Origin of the sequence: Mycobacterium novum (assembly GCF_010726505.1) — a bacterium.
Classification (GTDB): Bacteria; Actinomycetota; Actinomycetes; order Mycobacteriales; family Mycobacteriaceae; genus Mycobacterium; species Mycobacterium algericum.
On sequence record NZ_AP022562.1, the window covers coordinates 4,107,888 to 4,127,235 of the forward strand.

Consider the following 19,348-nt stretch of genomic DNA (forward strand, 5'->3'; position numbering starts at 1 on the left):
GTCTCGATAACTCGAGTTATGTCGCGGCGCCCGACTACCTGGCTCCCGATGACCCGTGGGCGGTCTGGACTTCGACCCCAGCGAGTACGGAGCGGTGGCGTAACCGTGGAGCAGCACATAGGGTGTCGAAGTTGAACAAACTGCGCGCTCAGTGTTAACAAAAAAATACGTCAGATTCGGATGTGAATCGGGTAACACAAGTGTAACGTTTGGTCACCTGAGCTTCACAGGTACACATTTGCAACAAGCTTAACGGAGGCAGTCATGTGGAAATCGCGCCGTCTTCTTACCCTGCTCGGGGTGGGCGTCGCTGCTGGGTTCGCCGCGCTGGTGCTGCCTATGTCGGTCGCTAACGCTGCGGGCGAGTCCGGTGGCACCAGCCCGGTGCCCGGTTGGGACGGTCCCTACGAGACCTGCGACGGGGTGGTCTGCCTAGTGATGGAGCCCCTTACTCGGGAGAGCGTGGGCCGCGACTGGTCTTACGAAGGTATCCGCCCGTGGATCACCGACTGGAAGGGCGACCAGCTCTACAACGTCGAGGTGAACGGCGAAGAGGTCGGTGGCTACAACATCAAGATCGAGGACTTCTGGAACTCGTTCTACTCGACCTCGGCGTACCAGTTCGGTGACTTCATGCCTAACGCTGACACCCCCGACGACTTGAGTGCGCTGGGCAACTTCGGCTACCTGTCCGGAGCCTCGATCTACCAGATCAACCTCTTCGACGGCGCGTTCACCAATCTCACCATGAACGGCGTGGGGCCGCACGATCTGAACTACTGGGTGATGTCGGCCAACGATCTGACCTACTCGGTGGTCACCGACCCCCTCAAGGGTGTCTCGGCGGCCTTGATCCAATTCGGCGACGACGCGCCAATGCAACTGTGGAACAGCCTGTTCCACTCCTGGACCCCGGAGATTCCGGACTACCTCATCCCGAACGACCCATTCGCCGCGCTGGACTTCGATCCGTGTGACTTCCTTGGTCTCTGCGACCTCGTCGGTTAACCGTTCGGCTCAGAATTTGTAGCGCAGCACCCGGGCCTTGCCTGCCACCGCTTTGAAGCGGCCGGCAAGCCGGGTCATGCGCCGGGCCGCCGGGGGGAATGAGTCGACCTCGGCGGCATGCGCGAGGCAGGCCTGCTCCACCAGGCGCAGCCGCGGCTCCCACCGCTCCGGGGTGTGCGGATCGGTGAAGCCGGGGTTGGCCCACACGTGGCGCAGCAGACTGAACATGCCGCGCGGCGCGAGCTTCATCGACAGCGAGCTGAGCGGCCCCACCCGGCCGTAGTCGTTGAACGCCAGCTCACCGCTGCCGAAGTGGTCGATGAGCTGCCCCAACACCGCGGTGACCTGCGCTTGGGTGAGAAACGCGAACAGGCCGTCGGCGATCACCATGGTGGGCCGGCCGGCCGGGATGCCGGCCGTCCAATCGGCCGCGGTCAGATCGGCGGCGATGACGTGCTCTGAGGGCTGGGCCGGCAGCAGTTTGTCGCGCAACGCGACGACACGCGGGAGATCGATGCTGTACCAGTCGACACCCGACGGCGGCTGCACCCGGACGAGCGGCTCGTTGAGGCCGGCCCCCAGATCCACGACGACGGCCGCCGGGTTCGCGGCGGTATACCGGCGGACCCGATCGTCAAGCATCTTGGCGCGCAGTGCGGTTTGGCGCACCACACTGGCCGGAATCCGCAACCCGGCGAAGTCGTAGTCGATCAGGCCGATGACCCGGTCGGAGAACGCGTCGCCGAGGATCGGCGTCTCGGCGCGGTGGTCGAGGGCGCGCGCGTAGGCGGTGAGAAATGCTGTCTGCTCGACCTGGCTGAATTCGGTGACGGCAATCGGCATGAGGCCACCGTAAGCGATCCAGCGGCGCCCGGGCGGGCGCGGGCAAAGCCGCGGCGCCGCGGTGGCGGCGCCGCTACCGTCGACACCATGGAATCGCAGCAGGCCGCCACCGTCGCGGTGACGGCGGACGGTGCGCTCGGCTCGATCACGTTGAATCGCCCGGACAAACTCAATCCGTTGAGCACGGTCACCCTCGAGGAGTTGGTGGCGGCGGCCCGCTGGTTCGACGCCCGGCCCGCGGTAAAGGTCGTGGTGATCTCCGGCAGCGGCCGGGCGTTCTCCGCCGGGGCGGACCTGGCCGCGTTTGCCGCCGCCACCGACGGCGCTGCAGCCCTGCGGGAGGCTGCCGACGCCGGACGGCGGATGGCCGATGCGATCGAAGCGATGCGGGCGGTGACGGTGGCGCGGCTGCACGGTCACTGCGTCGGTGGCGGCGTCGTGCTGGCCGCCGCCTGCGATCTGCGGGTGGCCGCTGCCGACACCCGGTTCTCGATACCCGAGGTCGATCTGGGTATCCCGCTGGCATGGGGCGGCATCCCGCGGTTGGTTCGCGAGATCGGGCCCGCATTGACCAAGGAGCTGGTGATGACCTGCCGGCCGTTCGGCGCCGACGAGGCGAAGGCGGCCGGCTTCATCAACCGGGTGGTCGCCGAGGCGGACTTGGACGCCGAGGTCGAGGCGTTGGTCGGCCGGTTGGCCGGCAAGTCCGCGCTGACCCTGGGCGGCACCAAGCGCCAGGTCAACGCGGTCACCGAGGGCATGGTGGGCACCGCGCGCAGCTGGAACGATGCCGACGCGCTGGTCACTGCGGTGCACGACACCGAATCGCAGGCCTCGGCGATGGCGTATCTGGAACGGGTCCATCGCCGCTGAGCCCGCCGACGACAGGAGGAGTAGATGACAGGAACACCGCCGGCGACGACCCTGTGCGAGGCGTTTCAGCGCACGGCCGCCACCGATCCCGACGGGGTGGCACTGCGGACCGTCGGCGGCGGGCAGACGCTCACCTGGCGTGAGTATGCGGCACAGGTGCGGCAGGTCGCGGCCGGACTGGCCGGGCTCGGGGTGTGCCGCGGGAACACGGTATCGCTGATGATGGCCAACCGGATCGAGTTCTATCCGCTCGAGGTCGGCGCTCAGCACGCCGGCGCCACGTCGTTCTCGGTGTACAACACGCTGCCCGCCGAGCAGCTCGGCCACCAGTTCGGCAACGCCGGCACCAAGGTGGTGATCTGCGAACAGCCCTATGTCGAGACGATCCGGTCCAGCGGTGCCCCCGTCGAACACATCGTGTGCATCGACGGCCGTCCGGACGGCACCTTGTCGCTCGCGGATCTGCTGGCCGCCGGGCGCCCCGATTTCGACTTCGAATCCAGTTGGCGGGCAGTGCAACCCGACGACGTCATCACCCTGATCTACACCTCGGGCACCACCGGCGCCCCCAAGGGGGTGGAGATGACCCATACCAACCTGCTGTTCGAGGCGGCGGCGCTCGATGCGGTCCTCGGGGTGCGCTTCGGTGACCGGATCACCTCCTACCTGCCGTCGGCGCACATCGCCGACCGGGCGATGGGGCTCTACAACCAGGAGATCTTCGGTGTCCAGATCACCGTCGTTCCCGATGTCCGGGCCATCGGGGCCGCACTGCCCGACGTGCGTCCCACCATCTGGGGAGCGGTACCGCGGGTCTGGGAGAAGCTCAAGGCGGCCATCGAATTCGCGGTCGATGCCGAGCCGGACGGGGACCGTCGCGCAGCACTGCAATGGGCGCTGTCGGTAGGCGCCAAACGCGCTGCGGCGCTGATCGGCGGTGAGCCGGTTCCCGACGCCGTGGCCGCCGAGTGGTCGCAGGCCGACGAGCTGGTGCTGTCGAAACTTCGCGCCAAGCTGGGCTTCGGCGAACTGCGGTGGGCGGTGTCGGGCGCGGCGCCGATTCCCAGGGAGACGCTGGGATTCTTCGCCGGAATCGGCATTCCGATCAGCGAGGTGTGGGGCATGTCGGAGCTCAGCTGCGTCGCCTCGACCACCCATCCTCGCGACGCCCGGCTCGGCACCGTCGGAAAGTTGTTGCCCGGGCTCGAAGGTCGCATCGCCGACGACGGCGAGTTCCTGGTGCGGGGACCACTGGTGATGCGGGGCTACCGCAAAGAGCCGGCCAAGACCGCCGAGGCGATCGACGCCGACGGCTGGCTGCACACCGGCGACATCCTCGAAGCAGACGCCGAAGGCTATCTGCGCGTGGTCGACCGCAAGAAGGAACTGATCATCAACGCCGCAGGCAAGAACATGTCCCCGGCGAACATCGAGAACGCCATCCTGGCGTCGTGCCCGATGATCGGGGCGATGGTCACCATCGGGGAGTCCCGGCCCTACAACACCGCCCTGCTGGTCTTCGACGCCGACTCGGTCGGCCCGTATGCGGCCGCGCACGGATTGCCGGAGGCGACACCTGCGGCGCTGGCCGCCGACCCGGCGGTGATCGCACAGATCGCCGCCGGGGTGGCAGCCGGCAACGCCAAGCTCTCGCGAGTCGAACAGATCAAGCGCTTCCGGGTGTTGCCCACGCTGTGGGAGCCCGGCGGTGAGGAGGTCACACTCACCATGAAGCTCAAACGCGGGCCGATAGCCGCGAAGTACGCCGACGAGATCGAGGCGCTCTACGCGCCCGAACCCGCACCGCACATCCATCACCCGGCGGGCGCCGAGGATGCCCGCCCGGCGACGGCCGTCTGACAGGGGGCCTACCACGGCGATTTTCACCTTCGGGCACGGCACCGCGGACGCAGCGGAGATCACCGAGCTGCTGACCGGCGCCGGGGTGCGCGGTCTGGTCGACGTGCGCAGCGCACCGGGCAGCCGCCGCAATCCCGACAGCGCACGCGAGGCGATGCAGCAGTGGCTGCCCGAAGCCGGCGTCGGATATCGGTGGGAGCCGCGGTTGGGCGGTTGGCGGCGGCGCAGCGGCGACAGCCCGGATGTCGGACTGCGCAATGATTCATTCCGCTCCTATGCAGGCTATATGCGCACCGAGGACTTTCGGGGCGGCATCGCCGACCTGCTGGCCGAAGCGGCCGACCGGCAGGTCGCGGTGATGTGTGCGGAGACCGTGTGGTGGCGATGCCATCGGAAGCTGATCGCGGACTACCTCACGCTGATCCACGGCGTGCAGGTGTGTCACCTGATGCACGACGGAAAACTGCGGGAGCACCGCCCGATGGCGGAGGCGCGGATCGACGGTGATGTCCTGGTGTACGACGGTCCGTCGGACTAGCCCAGCTTCAAGCCCAGCGCCAGCCATAGCGCGGTGCAGACTCCGGCGGCGCTCAGCACCGCGGCCGCGGCACTGGCCGTGGCGGCGCCGACGACCAGCAGGGTGGCCAATCCGACCGCCAACGCGATCAGCTTGTAGGCCGGCCACGGCACGCCGGCGATCGGCACCTGGTGCCGTGGGCGCTCGGCCGTCGTCATGCTGTTAACGGTACGCGATAACCAATTGTTCGACCACCCGAAATTCCACAGACGGCTGGCCGTGTTGCGGTACCGGTCTAGTCTGGGCGGCATGCCTCTGAGCGGAGAATACGCACCCAGCCCGTTGGATTGGTCCCGGGAGAACGCCGAACAGTACATGTCTTCCGGTGGCACCGAGGGCACCGAGATGAAGGGCAAGCCGGTGGTGCTGCTCACCACCGTGGGAGCCAAGACCGGCAAGCTGCGCAAGACCCCGCTGATGCGGGTGGAGCACAACGGGCAGTACGCGATCGTCGCCTCGCTGGGCGGCGCGCCCAAGCACCCGGTCTGGTACCACAACGTCGTCAAGAATCCGCGGGTCGAACTGCAGGACGGCACCGTCACCGGCGACTACGACGCCCGCGAGGTGTTCGGCGATGAGAAGGCGCAGTGGTGGGAACGCGCGGTGGCCGCCTGGCCGGACTACGCCGACTACCAGCAGAAGACCGACCGCGAAATCCCGGTGTTCGTGCTGACCCCGGTAGGCTGAACCCGCTGCTGGGTGGCACCATATTGCGGTGTCCGCCGAACTGCGCCAGAACCGTGGCTCCAACGCCTACCCGCTGAACGCGGCCGATATCGACGCGGCGGCGAAGCGAATCGCCGACGTGGTGGCGCCGACTCCGCTGCAGCTCAGCGACCGGCTCTCGGCGATCACCGGTGCCACGGTGTACCTCAAGCGCGAAGACCTGCAGTCGGTGCGGTCCTACAAGCTGCGCGGTGCCTACAACTTGCTGGTGCAGTTGACGGCCGACGAGATCGCCGCCGGCGTGGTCTGCTCATCGGCCGGCAATCACGCACAGGGCTTCGCCTACGCCTGCCGATCGCTGGGCATTCGCGGTCGGGTGTACGTGCCGGCCAAGACACCCAAGCAGAAGCGCGACCGGATCCGCTACCACGGCGGGGAGTTCATCGAGCTGATCGTCGGCGGGGCGACATATGACATGGCTGCGGAGGCGGCGCTGGCCGACGTGGCGCGCACCGGGGCCACACTGGTGCCGCCCTACGATGACCTGCGGACGATGGCTGGTCAGGGCACCATCGCCGTGGAGCTCCTCAACCAGCTCGACACGGCGCCGGACCTGGTCGTCGTTCCGGTCGGCGGCGGCGGCTGTATCGCGGGGATCACCAGCTACCTCGCGGAGCGGACCGCCGAAAGTGCGGTGCTGGGGATCGAACCGGCGGGGGCGGCCTCGATGATGGCCGCCCTGGCCGCCGGCGAACTGGTGACCCTCGATCACGTCGACCAGTTCGTCGACGGCGCGGCCGTCAAGCGTGCCGGCGCCCTGCCCTACGCCGCGCTGGCCGCCGCCGGCGACATGGTGTCGGTCACCACCGTCGACGAGGGCGCGGTGTGCACCGCGATGCTCGACCTCTACCAGAACGAGGGGATCATCGCCGAGCCGGCGGGTGCGCTGTCGGTGGCCGGGCTGCTCGAGGCCGACATCACGCCCGGTGCCACCGTGGTCTGCCTGATCTCCGGCGGGAACAACGACGTGTCGCGCTACGGCGAGATCTTGGAACGCTCGCTGGTCCACCTCGGCCTCAAGCACTATTTCCTGGTCGATTTTCCCCAGGAGCCGGGCGCATTGCGGCGGTTCCTCGACGAGGTTCTCGGGCCGGGGGACGACGTCACGCTGTTCGAATACGTCAAGCGCAACAACCGGGAAACCGGCGAGGCGTTGGTCGGAATTCAACTGGGCTCGGCGGCGGACCTCGGTGGACTGCTGGCCAGGATGCGTGCCTCGCAGATCCACGTCGAGCCGCTGGAGCCCGGCTCGCCGGCGTATCGCTTTCTGCTCTGACGGCCGGATCCGGCAACGGGGGTGACCCGGGGTCACTGAGCGGGTAGCCGATGGGCATGGTGTCATCGGAGACGATGAGTATGGATGAAACCGATGTTCGCCGGGTGCTCGATATCGCCCTGCGGTTCGGGCAGCTGCTGTTGGGATCGCAGGCTGGAACCGCCGATGTCGCCTCGAGCATCCTCGCGATCGCGACCGCTTACGGGCTGCCGCAGACCCAGGTGGACATCATGGCGAACTCGATCAGGGTGTCGGTGCCTCGCGGGGTGCCGGGCGCCCCGGTCACGGCGATGTATCTGGTGCAGTCGCGCTCACTGGACTACACCCGGCTGCAGCTGGCCACCGACCTCGCCGAGCATGTCGTCACAACCACGCCCGATCCCGAATGGGTGCAGCAGCAACTGGACATCGTCAGCCGGGCCGACCATCCCTATCCGCGATGGGTGGCCACCGCCGGCTGGGCGGTCATGGCCGGTTGCTTCTCGGTGCTGATCGGCGCCGGGCCGGTGATTGCCGTGATCTCGGCGGCCACCACCGCACTGATCGACCGGGTCGGCAGGGTACTCAACGGCTGGCGGCTACCGCTGCTGTTCCAGCAGGTGGTCGCCGCAGCGGTGGCCACCGGCGTGGCCATCGTTCTGCACGCCGTCGGCTGGCTGCCCGCCGGCGCGTCGGTGTCACCGGTGGTGGCCGCCAACATCGTGGTGTTGTTGTCGGGGCTGGCCACCGTCGGCTCGGTGCAGGACGCCATCACCGGCTACCAGCTCACCGCGGTCTCGCGGGGCATGGACATCCTGCTCTCGTCGGCGGGCATCCTGGTCGGCGTGTCCATCGCGGTGCGCATCGGTGGCTGGTTCGGCGCCCAAGTCCGGGTGAGCGCCGAGATACCGGTCGCAGTGCTGAGCATGCCGGTGTACGTGCTGGCGGGCGCCATGGGCGCCGCGGCCGCGGCGATAGCCGGTTACGCGCAGCTCAAGGCGGCATTGGCGGCAGGCCTTGCGGGGGCGACCGCCACGTTGCTGGTATTCGGACTGCGACTGGTGGACGCCGACCCCATTGCGGGCTCCTTCATAGCGGCCGCGGCGACCGGTCTGGTCGGCACCCTGCTGGCGCCCCGGCTGCGGGTGACGCCGCTGGTGATCATCATGGCGGGGATCATTCCGCTGGTCCCCGGGCTGACCGTGTTCCGCGGCTTCGTGCAGTTCGTCAACGGGCACCCCAATGCCGGGGGCACGGTGGGCCTGGCGATCGGGCTGGCGTTGGCGCTCGGTGCCGGCGCGGTGTTGGGCCCGTTGCTGGCGCCCTCGGTGCGCCGGGAACTCGGCCGCTATCAGCTGCGTGGCCACGGGCACCGGACCCGCCGGCTGCGCAGCCCGTATCGGGTTCCGCAGCTGGCCGGTATCCGCTACCGCGGGCCTCGACCGCGGCGCACTGCTTAGTGGCGTTTTCTTGTCGCGTGCCCGACCCGGCGGCCGCCAGGCTTCATCATGATGCGTTGATGATTCGATGGGTCGGTGCCCTGGGCCGAGATCCCCGACACCAATTCTGGTCGGAGAGTCTGTCGTTCGCCGATGTCACGCTCACGGGCGTCATCGGCCATCGGCAGGTAACCAGGTCCTCAGCGGCTCCTGCACAAGATGATCAGTGAGCGTGCCGCCACGGTGACGGTATGTCCCGCCTCAACCGACAGCTCGCTGCGGCCCGCGGCGTCGGCGGTGTCGATCACCGCGCGCCAGCCCTGCGCGTAGCCGCCGTCAGGGGTCACGAAGTCCACTGGTGTCTCGCCGGCGTTGAAGCACAGCAGAAACGAGTCGTCGACGATGCGCCGGCCGCGGGCATCGGGTTCGGGCAGTGCCTCGCCGTTGAGGAAAACCATGACGCACCTGCCGAATTCGCTGTCCCAGTCCTGCTGGGTCATCTCATGCCCGGCCGGGGTCAGCCAGGCGATGTCGCGCACCTGGTCACCGCCGCGGATCGGTCGGCCCTCGAAGAACCGCCGCCGCCGGAACACCGGGTGAGCGGTGCGCAGCGCGGTCAACGCCCGGGTGAACGCCAGCAGGTCGGCGTTCTTGTCGACCAGCGACCAGTCCATCCACGACAGCTCGGAGTCCTGACAGTAGACATTGTTGTTGCCGTGCTGGGTGCGGCCCAACTCGTCGCCGTGGGCGATCATCGGGGTGCCCTGGCTGATCAGCAGGGTGGCCATGATGTTGCGGACCTGGTGCGCGCGCAGCGCCAGGATGGCGGCGTCGTCGGTCGGTCCCTCGACGCCGCAGTTCCACGATCGGTTGTAGCTCTCGCCGTCGGTGTTGTCCTCGCCGTTGGCCTCGTTGTGTTTCTCGTTGTAGGACACCAGATCCGCCAGCGTGAAACCGTCGTGGCAGGTGACGAAGTTGATGCTGGCACCGGGACGGCGGCCGGTCGCCTCGTACAGGTCTGACGAGCCGGTCAGTCGGGAGGCGAACTCGCCGAGGGTTTCCGGCACACCGCGCCAATAGTCGCGCACGGTGTCGCGGTACTTGCCGTTCCACTCCGTCCACAGCCCCGGGAAGTTGCCCACCTGATAGCCGCCTTCGCCGATGTCCCACGGCTCGGCGATCAGCTTGACCTGGCTGACCACCGGATCCTGTTGCACCAGATCGAAGAACGCCGAAAGCCGGTCGACGTCGTGCAGTTCCCGGGCCAGCGTCGAGGCGAGGTCGAAGCGGAACCCGTCGACGTGCATCTCGGTCACCCAGTAGCGCAGTGAGTCCATGATCAGCTGCAGGGTGTGCGGATGCCGGGCGTTGAGACTGTTGCCGGTGCCGGTGTAGTCGGTGTAGAGGCGCGGATCGTCATCGGACAGCCGGTAGTAGGCGGCGTTGTCGATGCCGCGGAAGTTGATCGTCGGGCCCAGGTGGTTGCCTTCGGCGGTGTGGTTGTAGACCACGTCGAGGATCACCTCGATGCCGGCCTGGTGGAAGGTGCGCACCATCGCCTTGAACTCCGCTACCGCGCCGCCGGCTTGGCGGCTGGCCGCATACGAGTTATGCGGCGCGAAGAATCCGACGGTGTTGTAGCCCCAGTAGTTTCGCAGCCCCAGCTGCCGCAGCCGATGATCGTGCAGGAACTGGTGCACCGGCATCAGTTCGATGGCGGTCACGTTCAGCGACTTGAGGTGATCGATGATCACCGGGTGTGCCAACCCGGCGTAGGTGCCGCGCAACTCCTCCGGGACGCCGGGATGGGTCTGCGTCATGCCCTTGACGTGCGCTTCGTAGATGATCGTCTCGTGGTAGGGCGTGCGCGGCGCGCGGTCGGCCGCCCAGTCGAAGAACGGGTTGATCACCACGCTGGTCATGGTGTGCCCCAACGAGTCCAGCGTAGGGGGAGGGCCGTCGGGATCGTTCAAGTCGTAGGAGAACAGTGCCGGGCCGAAGTCGAAGTCGCCGTGGAACGCCTTCCCGTAGGGATCCAACAACAGCTTGTCGGGGTCGCAGCGTTGGCCCGCGGAAGGGTTGAACGGCCCGTGCACCCGGAATCCGTAGTGCTGACCGGGCCCGACGCCGGGCAGATAGGCGTGCCAGACGTACCCGTCGACCTCGTCGAGGCCGATGCGGGTTTCGGTGGTGTCGCGGTCGTCGATCAGGCACAGCTCGACGCGGTCGGCGACCTCGGAGAACACCGCGAAATTGGTTCCGGCCCCGTCGTAGACGGCGCCGAGCGGGTAACTGTGGCCTGGCCAGACCGCGGCGACCGGGCTCACCACCATCCGGTGGCCGCACCCATCTGCCGGCCGAGCTCACCGGTCATGGTGCGCATGTAGGTCGCCGAGAGGTGATGGGAGTCGTGATAGATCAGCACATTGCCCTCCACCGCGCGGCAGATATCGGTGTCGCACACGGCGTCGGACAGATCCAGCGGCTTGAGTAGCGGGAAGCGTTCGACGAAATCCAGGGTGGGGTTGCGGTCGACGAGGACTTCGGAGCGTTTGATGCCGCAGGACTCCGCGTCGCCGCCGGAGGCCAGGCAGTCGGCCGGCTGGAATGGTTTGCCGTCGCGCACCAACCAGGGGGTGTCACGTACCCCGAGGATGGGAATCTTGTTCTCGGACAACCTTTTCCAGATCCCGATGTAGGTTCCCGGCATCACGTCACCGGGTTTGATGTTCCACGGCCGGGTGGCGGTGGTGAACACGTAGTCCGGGTGGTCGGCGATCAGCTTGTCCATGGTCTTGCCCACCCATTCGTAGCATTGCGGGTAAGGCGCGTTGTTGCCCATGATCAGCGGCACCTTCTCGGTGGACAGCGGGCAGCCCATCTTGAGGTAGGTCACCACCTTGAAGTGGTGTCGCTGGCCGAGGATGTCCAGTGCCGGCAGCCAGTGCTCGGCGTGCGATCCGCCGGCCAGCGCAACGGTGCGGCTGGCGTCCGGGTCGCCGTAGGTGCAGTTGATCAGGGCCGGATTGCTGAACGTGCTGATGCAGCCGTCCCGGGTGGAGCGGGGCAGGTCCTTCTTGGCCTCCAGGATGGTGGGCCGCATCCGCAGCTTGGGCACCCGCTGGTGTTTGAGCAGAGCGCGGGCGCCCGGGTAGTCGTCTTTGCTGAGTTTGGCCAGTTCCTTGCCGCTGGCGCGCTGGACGGTGACGTGCTCCCGCCAGGTGAACGACGTCGCCGTCAGCGCCACGCCCAGCAGCACCACCGTGGAGCCCAGCGCCAGCGTCGGTCGCTTCCACCAACCGGGCGATGGCTTGCGCCAGGGGTTGCGCCGCGCCGGAGGGGCGCCGGCGCCGGCCGGACCGCGGTAGCGCAGCGGGTCTTCGACGAGCCGGGTGGTCAGGTAGGCCAGCACGCCGGACAGCAGCAGGATCACCGCCCCCTCGAGCACCGACGCGTGCCGGTTGCCGGTATAGGACAACCAGAAGATCAGCAGCGGCCAGTGCCACAGGTACAGCGAGTAGGCCATCGCCCCGAGCCTGACCAGCGGCCCGCTCGCCAGCCACCGGTTGGGCCACGGCAGTTTGTCGCTGGTGCTGGGGTGCGCCTGGCGGTTGGCCCCGGCCAGGATGAACGCCACCGTGGCGCCGACCGGCACCAGCGCCCAGGGGCCGGGGAACTCTTGCACCCCTTCGATCAGGGCGCCACAGCTCAGGATCGCGGCCAGCGCCAGGGTGGCCACGGTGGTGCGCAGCCACATCGGCCAGCGGATGTAGGGGATGAGCGCCCCGGCCAGGGCGCCGAGCAGCAGTTCCCAGGCGCGGGCGAAGCTGTTGTAGTAGGCCAGCGCCTGGTTGGCCTGGTGCGCGACAATCGCGTACCAAAACGACGCCACCGTCAGCGCGGTGAGCAGTACCACGAAGGCCGAGCGCAGGTGGGTGCGCAGCAGGCGCCGGAAGGCGAACGCGAAGCCGAAGATCAACAGCAGGAAACTGAGGTAGAACTGGCCCTGCACCGACATCGACCAGATGTGTTGCAGCGGGCTGACGGCCTCACCGGCGCGCAGGTAGTCCGAGGCGGTGCGCGCCAACTCCCAGTTCTGGTAGTAGCCGAGGCTGGCCAGGCTCTGGTCGGCGAAGGTCTCCCAGCGGGTCTGCGGCTGGATCCATATCGTCAGCACCGCGCACGCTGCCAGCACCACGACCAGGGCGGGCAGCAACCGGCGAACCAGCCGGATCAGGTCGGGCACCGGGGACAGCGACGAGGACGGGTTCAGCGCCACCCGCAGTAGCTTGCCGCCGAAAAAGAACCCGGACAGCGCCAGGAAGACGTCGACTCCGCCGGAGACCCGCCCGAACCAGACGTGGAACACCGCCACCAAGGCGATCGCGATGCCGCGCAGCCCGTCGAGGTCGTGGCGGTAGAAGCCCGCCTTGCGGGTTCCCATCGCGGCGGCGGTCCCGGCGGCCGGCCCGGCGGCCGGAACGGATCCGGCAACGGACCCTCCGGCGGGGGGTGCCGCAGCAGGTGTTGCCGCCGGTCGCGGCGGGGAGAGGGCAATCATGATCGCCCGATAATCTACCTAACCGGGCGGTAGAAACCGCATTCCAACCGGTGTGACGTCCGCCGGGTGTGTCAGGGGATGACCCGGGTCAGATACGGGACCATGTTGGAGGTACGCGCCGGCGATACGGCGACCGCCGGGCTGGTGCCCTCGATCATCTGATTGTTGCCGAGGTACAGTGCGACGCTTTGCGTGCCGCCCGGCCCGTAGCAGAGCAGGTCGCCGGCCCGGGCCTGCGCGGGCGGGACCTTCTGCCCGACGCTGCACTGTTCGCCGGAGGTGCGCGGCATCTTGATGCCGGCGCCGGCGAACGCGTACTGGATCAGGCCGGAGGCGTCGAACCCGACGGTGGTGGTGTCGGGGATGTCCTCGCCGGGCGCCGGCGTGGTTCCCGGCAGGCCGGGGGTGGTGCTGCCGGCCGCGATGGGGCCCCCGGGCCGGCTGGTGCGGCCGGTGAGATCGGTCAGCGCGCCGCGGGTGGTGGCCGCCCTGGCCCGTGCATTGTTGGTCGGGCCGTTGATGTCGCCGCCGCCGTAGACGAAGGGCACGCCGCGTTGCGACAGCGCGCGCTGGACAACGCGGTCGATGAGCTGGTTCTGGCCGGTCTGGGAGAGCGGGTCGGCCCCGGCCGGGCCGGCGGCGCTCAACGTCGGGGCCATTGCCGCTGCCAGTGCGATCGCGGTGGCGCAGATGCGTTTCATCGGTCATCTCCTTTCGCGCCGGTAATCACGGCAGCATCATTGGTCACTCCTGTCACAGAGCCTACCGGCGCTTACGCGTGGTTCCGCGCCGCTGGGGAGAAATTGGGCAACCTGTGACCGAACGGTTACGCCGGCGGTCGCCCGCATTACTGTCGTCAGTCATGTCCGCGTTGAGTCCCGAGCAGATCAGCGCGATCGACGCCGCACATTTGTGGCACCCCTACAGCACGATCGGGTCCGAAACGCCGGCCCCGACGGTGGCGGTGGCGGCCCGGGGTGCCTACCTGACGCTGATCGTCGATGACGCCCCGGTCGAGGCGCTCGACGCCATGAGCTCCTGGTGGACCGCGATCCACGGGCACGGCCATCCGACGCTGGACGCCGCGCTCACCGCGCAGCTGGGCACCATGAACCACGTCATGTTCGGCGGGCTCACCCACGAGCCGGCCGCCCGGCTGGCACAGCTGCTGGTGGACATCACCCCGGCCGGGCTGGACACGGTGTTCTTCTCCGACTCGGGTTCGGTGTCGGTGGAGGTGGCGGTGAAGATGGCGCTGCAGTACTGGCGCGCGCGCGGCCGCCCCGGCAAGCACCGGCTGATGACCTGGCGCGGCGGCTACCACGGCGACACGTTCACCCCGATGAGCATCTGCGATCCCGACGGCGGCATGCACACGTTGTGGACCGGCACGCATTCGGTGCTGGTCCGGCAGCTGTTCGCCCAGCAGGTGCCCCGCGATTACGACCCGGCCTATGTCGCCGCGTTCGAGGCGCAACTGGAGCGTCACCGCGACGAACTGGCGGCCGTGGTGGTCGAGCCGGTGGTCCAGGGCGCCGGTGGGATGCGCTTCCATGATCCGCGCTACCTGTCGGATCTGCGCGAGGCCTGCAGCCGGCACGGCGTGCTGCTGATCTTCGACGAGATCGCCACCGGTTTCGGCCGCACCGGTGAGCTGTTCGCCGCCGAGCATGCCGGTGTCAGCCCCGACATCATGTGCGTTGGCAAGGCGCTGACCGGCGGCTACCTCAGTCTGGCCGCCACGCTGTGCAGCACCGAGATCGCCCATGCCATCAGCGGCGGGGAGGCCGGTGCCCTGATGCACGGCCCGACCTTCATGGCCAACCCGCTGGCCTGCGCGGTGTCGGTCGCCAGCACCGAGCTGCTGCTGGGCCAGGACTGGCGGTCCCGCGTCGGCGAGATCGGCTCCGGGCTGACCGCCGCGCTGCAGCCGGCCCGCGACCTGCCCGGCGTCGCCGATGTGCGGGTGTGCGGAGCGATCGGGGTCATCGAATGCGAACGGCCGGTGGACCTGGCGCTGGCCACCCCGGCCGCACTGGCTGCTGGGGTGTGGCTGCGCCCGTTCCGCAACCTGGTGTACGCGATGCCGCCGTATATCTGCACGCCCGAGGAGATCGCCCGGATCGGTGCCGCGATGCTCGGTGTGGTCCGTGCCTTAACCTGAACGGTGTTCAACGACGAGGGAGCACACGGTGACCCGCACGGACCTGTCGCCACTGGCCTGGCTGGCCGAAGTGGAACAACGCCGTCGGCAGGCCGGGCTGCGCCGCTCGCTGCGGGTGCGGCCCGCGGTCGCCACCGAGCTGGACCTGGCCTCCAATGACTACCTCGGGCTCGCGACGCACCCGGACGTCATTGCCGGCGGCATCGAGGCGCTGCGCATCTGGGGGGCCGGCGCCGGCGGGTCCCGGCTGGTCACCGGCAACACCGAACTGCACGCCCGGTTCGAACAGGACTTGGCCGACTTCGTCGGTGCGCCGGCGGGCCTGGTGTTCTCCTCGGGCTACACCGCCAACATCGGCGCCGTCGTCAGCCTGTCGGGGCCGGGCTCGCTGCTGGTCTCCGACGCTTACTGCCACGCGTCGCTGGTGGACGCCTGCCGGTTGTCGAAGGCGCGGGTGGTCATCACCGGTCACCGTGACGTCGACGCGATGGCCGCGGCCCTGGCCGACCGTGCCGAGGAGCGCGCCGTGGTCATCACCGAGTCGGTGTTCAGCGCCGACGGGGCGCTGGCCCCGCTGCGCGAGCTGCACGAGGTATGCCGCCGGCACGGCGCGCTGCTGATCGTCGACGAGGCACACGCGGTCGGTGTGCGCGGCGACGGCGGCCGCGGCCTGGTACACGAGGTCGGGCTGGCCGGGGCGCCCGACGTGGTGATGACGACGACGCTGTCCAAGGCGCTGGGCAGTCAGGGCGGTGCGGTGCTGGGACCGGTTGCGGTGCGCGATCACCTCATCGACGCCGCCCGGACCTTCATCTTCGACACCGGCCTGGCTCCGGCGGCGCTCGGCGCTGCGTCGGCCGCCCTAGGCGTGCTGGCCGCGGAGCCGTCGCGCGCCACCGACGTATTGCGCCACGCCCGCACGCTGGCCGCGGTCTGCGGGGTGCCCGAACGCCCGGAGTCCGCAGTGGTCTCGGTGATCCTCGGCGACGCCGAGACCGCGGTGTCGGCCGCGGCCGCCTGCCTGGATGCCGGGGTGCGGGTGGGCTGTTTCCGGCCGCCGACGGTGCCGGCGGGAACGTCGCGGCTGCGGTTGACCGCCCGAGCGTCGCTGACCGAGGCGGATCTGGAGCTGGCCGGCCGGGTGCTGACCACGGTGTTGCGTGATCACCCCGCCGTGACGCGATGACGGTCCTGGTGATCACCGGCACCGGCACCGGTGTCGGCAAGACGATCGCCACCGCGGCGTTGGCCGGTTGCGCACGGCAGGCCGGCCTGGAGGTGGCGGTGGGCAAGCCGGTACAGACCGGCACCGCCGGCGGCGACGACGACCTGGCCGAAGTCGGCCGGTTGTCCGGGGTAACCGACCTGTTCGGGACCGCCCGATACCCGGAGCCGCTGGCCCCGGTCGCCGCCGCGGAGCAGGCCGGGATGGCACTGCCCACCGGCGCTGAGTTGCTGGCCGCGATCCGCGCCGCCGACCGGCCGGGCCGGTTGACCCTGGTCGAAGGCGCCGGCGGGCTGCTGGTTGAACTGGCCGCCGATGGTGTCACACTGCGCGATCTGGCAGTCGATCTCGGCGCCGCCGTGCTGGTGGTGGTCAACGCCGAACTGGGCACCCTCAACCACACCGCTCTCACCTTGGAATCGCTTGCCGGACAGGGATTGTCGTGTGCCGGCCTGGTGATCGGCAGCTGGCCGGGCCAGCCGGGTCCGGCCGCCGCCGGCAACCGGGCCGCGTTGGGTCGCCTGGCGCCGGTGCGCGCGGTGCTGCCGGAGGGTTGCGGACGGCTCGACGCGTCGCAGTTCTCGGGCATGAGCCGCACCGCGTTCGACACCGGCTGGGTGCGCTCGCTGGTGGGCTGAGCGATGGTGCACTCGATCGAGTTGGTCTTCGACACCGACACCGAGACGGCCATTCGGCGGATCTGTGCGGACCTGGCCGCTGCCGGGGTCCCGAGCCAGGCGCCGGCTGGGCGCCCGCACGTCACCCTGGCGGTCGCCCAACGCATCGATCCGCAGGTCGACGACGCGCTGACCACGGTGCTGGAGCGGCTGCCGCTGGAATGCGTCCTGGGCGCGACGGTGATCTTCGGGCGCTCCCACGGTGTGCTTGCCCGGCTAGTGGTACCGACCGTCGAGCTGCTGGAACTGCATGCGCAGACGTACCGGGTGTGCGCCCCGCACCTGATTCCCGGACCGATGCCCAACGTCGTGCCCGGCCGGTGGACCGCCCACGTCACGTTGGCCCGGCGCGTCGGCCCAGCGCAGTTGGGCCGCGCCCAGCGCATCGCCGGGCGCGGTGAGATCACCGGCCGATTCGTCGGATTGCGGCGCTGGGACGGCGACAGCCGCACCGCGTACCGGGTCTGACCGCCAGCCGTTGTCAATAACGCGGCCCTGACAAATAGTTTGGGCAGTGGATTTCGGGTATAGTCGAATGTATGTTCGAACAGTCTTCGTCGAGGCTTCCGTCGCCAGAGTCGGTCGCGCGGCTCAATGAGCGGTTTCGGCGGCGTTATCCGGCGGCGACGCCAGAGTCGGCGGCGTTGGTGGATCGGATCTGCGCCTCGGCGCGGGCGGAGAACCGGGCGGCAGCAGCGCACCTGGTGGCGATCGGGGAGTTGTTTGCGCTGCGGTTGAGCCGCTGTGGTGAAACTCAGGACTGGGCGGTCGATACCGAGGCGGCAGTAACTGCGGAGGTGGCGGCGGCGTTGCGGATCAGCCAAGGGCTCGCCGGCAGTCGGTTGCGGTATGCCCGGGCGATGCGTGAGGAGTTGCCGCAGGTGGCGCAGGTGTTTACGGCCGGCGATATCGATATCCGGCTGTTCCAAACCATCGTGTATCGCACAGGTTTGATCACCGATCGTGAAGTGTTGGCGGTCGTCGATAGGCAACTGGCGGCGCAGGTGACGCGCTGGCCGTCGCTGACCAGGAACCGGTTGGCGGCGCGCATCGACAAGATCGTCGCCAAGGCCGATAAGGACGCGGTGCGGCGCCGCAAGGATCGCCAAGCCGAACGCGAGATTCTGTTCGGCACCTTTGCCGAAGGTGGGCTGTCGGAGATCCAGGGCAGCATGTTCACCCCCGATGCGCGTGCGCTGGATAAGGCGTTGGATGCGCTGGCCGCCACGGTGTGTAAACACGATCCCCGCACTCGCGAGCAGCGCCGTGCCGACGCGATGGGCGCGTTGGCGGTGCGAGCCGAGCGGCTGGGGTGCCGTTGTGGTCGCTCCGACTGCGCAGCGTCAGGGCGCCCAGCCGCCTCACCAGTGGTCATTCACATCATCGCTGAGCAGGCCACCGTCGACGGAGCCGGTGATGTGCCGGGCTCCTTAGTCGAAGCTGACGGGCTGATCCCGCCGGAGCTGATCGCTGAACTCGCCCGATCGGCCCGGTTGGTGTCGTTGGTGCACCCCGCTGACGCTCCGCCCGAGTCCGGGTATGCGCCCTCGAAGGCGTTGGCTGACTTTGTGCGGTGTCGGGATCTGACCTGCCGGTGGCCGGGCTGTGATCGGCCGGCGGCTGACTGCGACATCGACCATACGATTCCTCGTGGCGACGGCGGACTCACCCACCCCTCGAATCTCAAATGCTATTGCCGCACACATCATTTGGCGAAGACATTCTGGGGCTGGCGCGATCAGCAACTGCCGGACGGGACGGTGATCCTGACTTCGCCGGCGGGGCAGACCTACGTCACCACCCCGGGCAGTGCGTGGCTGTTCCCGGGCTTGTGTGCACCCACCGCAGAACTACCGACACCGCAGCCACGTGAAGATGACCGCTGTGGTGATCGCATCGCGATGATGCCCCGCCGCCGACGCACCCGCGCCCAACACCGCGCGGCCCGCATCGCCACCGAGCGCAACCAGAATCGCAAGGCTCGCGAAGCACGACGCGCCGCCTTCGAAGCCGTCTGGTTTCCCAAAGTCGACGTCACCGCTGACGACGACCCGCCGCCCTTCTAACGGGGTGAACGTTCCATCTACCTCACCCGTTGCGCCGGCCACCGGGGTCATGAACCACGTCAGCGACTAACTCG

General features: G+C 68.7%; 17 protein-coding genes. 12 read left to right on the forward strand and 5 right to left on the reverse strand.

The features are described from left to right. Positions 1-300: 300 nt before the first annotated feature. Positions 301-1,008 (forward strand): hypothetical protein, encoded by a 708-nt coding sequence (locus tag G6N19_RS19275; protein WP_158019470.1) that lies wholly within the window; start codon positions 301-303, stop codon positions 1,006-1,008. Positions 1,009-1,017: 9 nt separating this feature from the next. Here the strand turns inward: G6N19_RS19275 and G6N19_RS19280 are convergent, their stop codons facing one another. Continuing rightward, positions 1,018-1,851, reverse strand: a complete 834-nt coding sequence (locus tag G6N19_RS19280; RefSeq protein WP_193465458.1) for a class I SAM-dependent methyltransferase — start codon at positions 1,849-1,851, stop codon at positions 1,018-1,020. 87 nt (positions 1,852-1,938) lie between these two features. Between G6N19_RS19280 and G6N19_RS19285 the strand changes: the two genes are divergently transcribed. The 3 genes from G6N19_RS19285 to G6N19_RS19295 are packed head-to-tail and all read left to right on the forward strand — an operon-like array spanning position 1,939 to position 5,122. Continuing rightward, positions 1,939-2,724: an enoyl-CoA hydratase/isomerase family protein gene (locus G6N19_RS19285; RefSeq protein ID WP_013829106.1), complete on the forward strand. Its 786-nt coding sequence runs from the start codon at positions 1,939-1,941 to the stop codon at positions 2,722-2,724. Between the two features lie 24 nt (positions 2,725-2,748). Continuing rightward, positions 2,749-4,584 carry a fatty acid--CoA ligase FadD11 gene (gene fadD11, locus G6N19_RS19290; protein WP_193465459.1) on the forward strand — a complete coding sequence of 612 codons (1,836 nt, stop codon included), beginning with the start codon at positions 2,749-2,751 and terminating at the stop codon, positions 4,582-4,584. Further along, positions 4,559-5,122, forward strand: coding sequence for a DUF488 domain-containing protein (locus tag G6N19_RS19295; RefSeq protein ID WP_193465460.1), 564 nt, complete (start codon positions 4,559-4,561; stop codon positions 5,120-5,122). Before fadD11 ends, G6N19_RS19295 begins: the two co-directional genes overlap by 26 nt. Here G6N19_RS19295 and G6N19_RS19300 read toward each other — a convergent pair. Beyond that, entirely contained in the window at positions 5,119-5,319 is a 201-nt protein-coding gene (locus tag G6N19_RS19300) for a hypothetical protein (protein WP_041317987.1), read from the reverse strand. The two genes, G6N19_RS19295 and G6N19_RS19300, sit on opposite strands and share 4 nt — an antisense overlap. A gap of 91 nt (positions 5,320-5,410) precedes the next feature. On the opposite strand from G6N19_RS19300, the gene G6N19_RS19305 reads away from it, so the two are divergent. The 3 genes from G6N19_RS19305 (at position 5,411) to G6N19_RS19315 (ending at position 8,602) form a co-directional block, all read left to right on the forward strand. Next, on the forward strand, positions 5,411-5,848 hold the full coding sequence (locus G6N19_RS19305) for a nitroreductase family deazaflavin-dependent oxidoreductase (protein ID WP_041319866.1): 438 nt from the start codon (positions 5,411-5,413) through the stop codon (positions 5,846-5,848). Between the two features lie 28 nt (positions 5,849-5,876). After that, positions 5,877-7,163 (forward strand): threonine ammonia-lyase IlvA, encoded by a 1,287-nt coding sequence (gene ilvA / locus G6N19_RS19310; protein WP_193465461.1) that lies wholly within the window; start codon positions 5,877-5,879, stop codon positions 7,161-7,163. A gap of 74 nt (positions 7,164-7,237) precedes the next feature. Then, positions 7,238-8,602, forward strand: a complete 1,365-nt coding sequence (locus tag G6N19_RS19315; protein WP_232062434.1) for a threonine/serine exporter family protein — start codon at positions 7,238-7,240, stop codon at positions 8,600-8,602. Positions 8,603-8,781: 179 nt separating this feature from the next. On the opposite strand, the gene glgX is transcribed toward G6N19_RS19315, so the two are convergent. From glgX to ripD, 3 genes are all read right to left on the reverse strand, one after another. Beyond that, positions 8,782-10,914 (reverse strand): glycogen debranching protein GlgX, encoded by a 2,133-nt coding sequence (gene glgX / locus G6N19_RS19320; protein ID WP_193465462.1) that lies wholly within the window; start codon positions 10,912-10,914, stop codon positions 8,782-8,784. Beyond that, positions 10,905-13,142, reverse strand: a complete 2,238-nt coding sequence (locus G6N19_RS19325; protein ID WP_408632452.1) for an acyltransferase family protein — start codon at positions 13,140-13,142, stop codon at positions 10,905-10,907. The genes glgX and G6N19_RS19325 overlap by 10 nt, the downstream gene beginning before the upstream one ends. A gap of 71 nt (positions 13,143-13,213) precedes the next feature. Beyond that, positions 13,214-13,843, reverse strand: coding sequence for an NlpC/P60 family peptidoglycan-binding protein RipD (ripD, locus tag G6N19_RS19330; RefSeq protein ID WP_013829096.1), 630 nt, complete (start codon positions 13,841-13,843; stop codon positions 13,214-13,216). Positions 13,844-14,004: 161 nt separating this feature from the next. Here ripD and G6N19_RS19335 point away from each other — a divergent pair, with 161 nt between their 5' ends. The 5 genes from G6N19_RS19335 (at position 14,005) to G6N19_RS19355 (ending at position 19,274) form a co-directional block, all read left to right on the forward strand. Then, positions 14,005-15,306 (forward strand): adenosylmethionine--8-amino-7-oxononanoate transaminase, encoded by a 1,302-nt coding sequence (locus G6N19_RS19335; protein WP_193465463.1) that lies wholly within the window; start codon positions 14,005-14,007, stop codon positions 15,304-15,306. Positions 15,307-15,334: 28 nt separating this feature from the next. Continuing rightward, entirely contained in the window at positions 15,335-16,492 is a 1,158-nt protein-coding gene (locus tag G6N19_RS19340) for an 8-amino-7-oxononanoate synthase (RefSeq protein ID WP_193465464.1), read from the forward strand. Continuing rightward, positions 16,489-17,169: a dethiobiotin synthase gene (bioD, locus tag G6N19_RS19345; protein WP_193465465.1), complete on the forward strand. Its 681-nt coding sequence runs from the start codon at positions 16,489-16,491 to the stop codon at positions 17,167-17,169. Before G6N19_RS19340 ends, bioD begins: the two co-directional genes overlap by 4 nt. 3 nt (positions 17,170-17,172) lie before the next feature. Continuing rightward, the gene (locus G6N19_RS19350) at positions 17,173-17,676 is read left to right on the forward strand and encodes a 2'-5' RNA ligase family protein (protein WP_193465466.1); all 504 of its coding nucleotides are present in this window, start codon (positions 17,173-17,175) and stop codon (positions 17,674-17,676) included. 71 nt (positions 17,677-17,747) lie between these two features. Beyond that, entirely contained in the window at positions 17,748-19,274 is a 1,527-nt protein-coding gene (locus G6N19_RS19355) for an HNH endonuclease signature motif containing protein (RefSeq protein ID WP_083038259.1), read from the forward strand. Positions 19,275-19,348 lie beyond the last annotated feature (74 nt).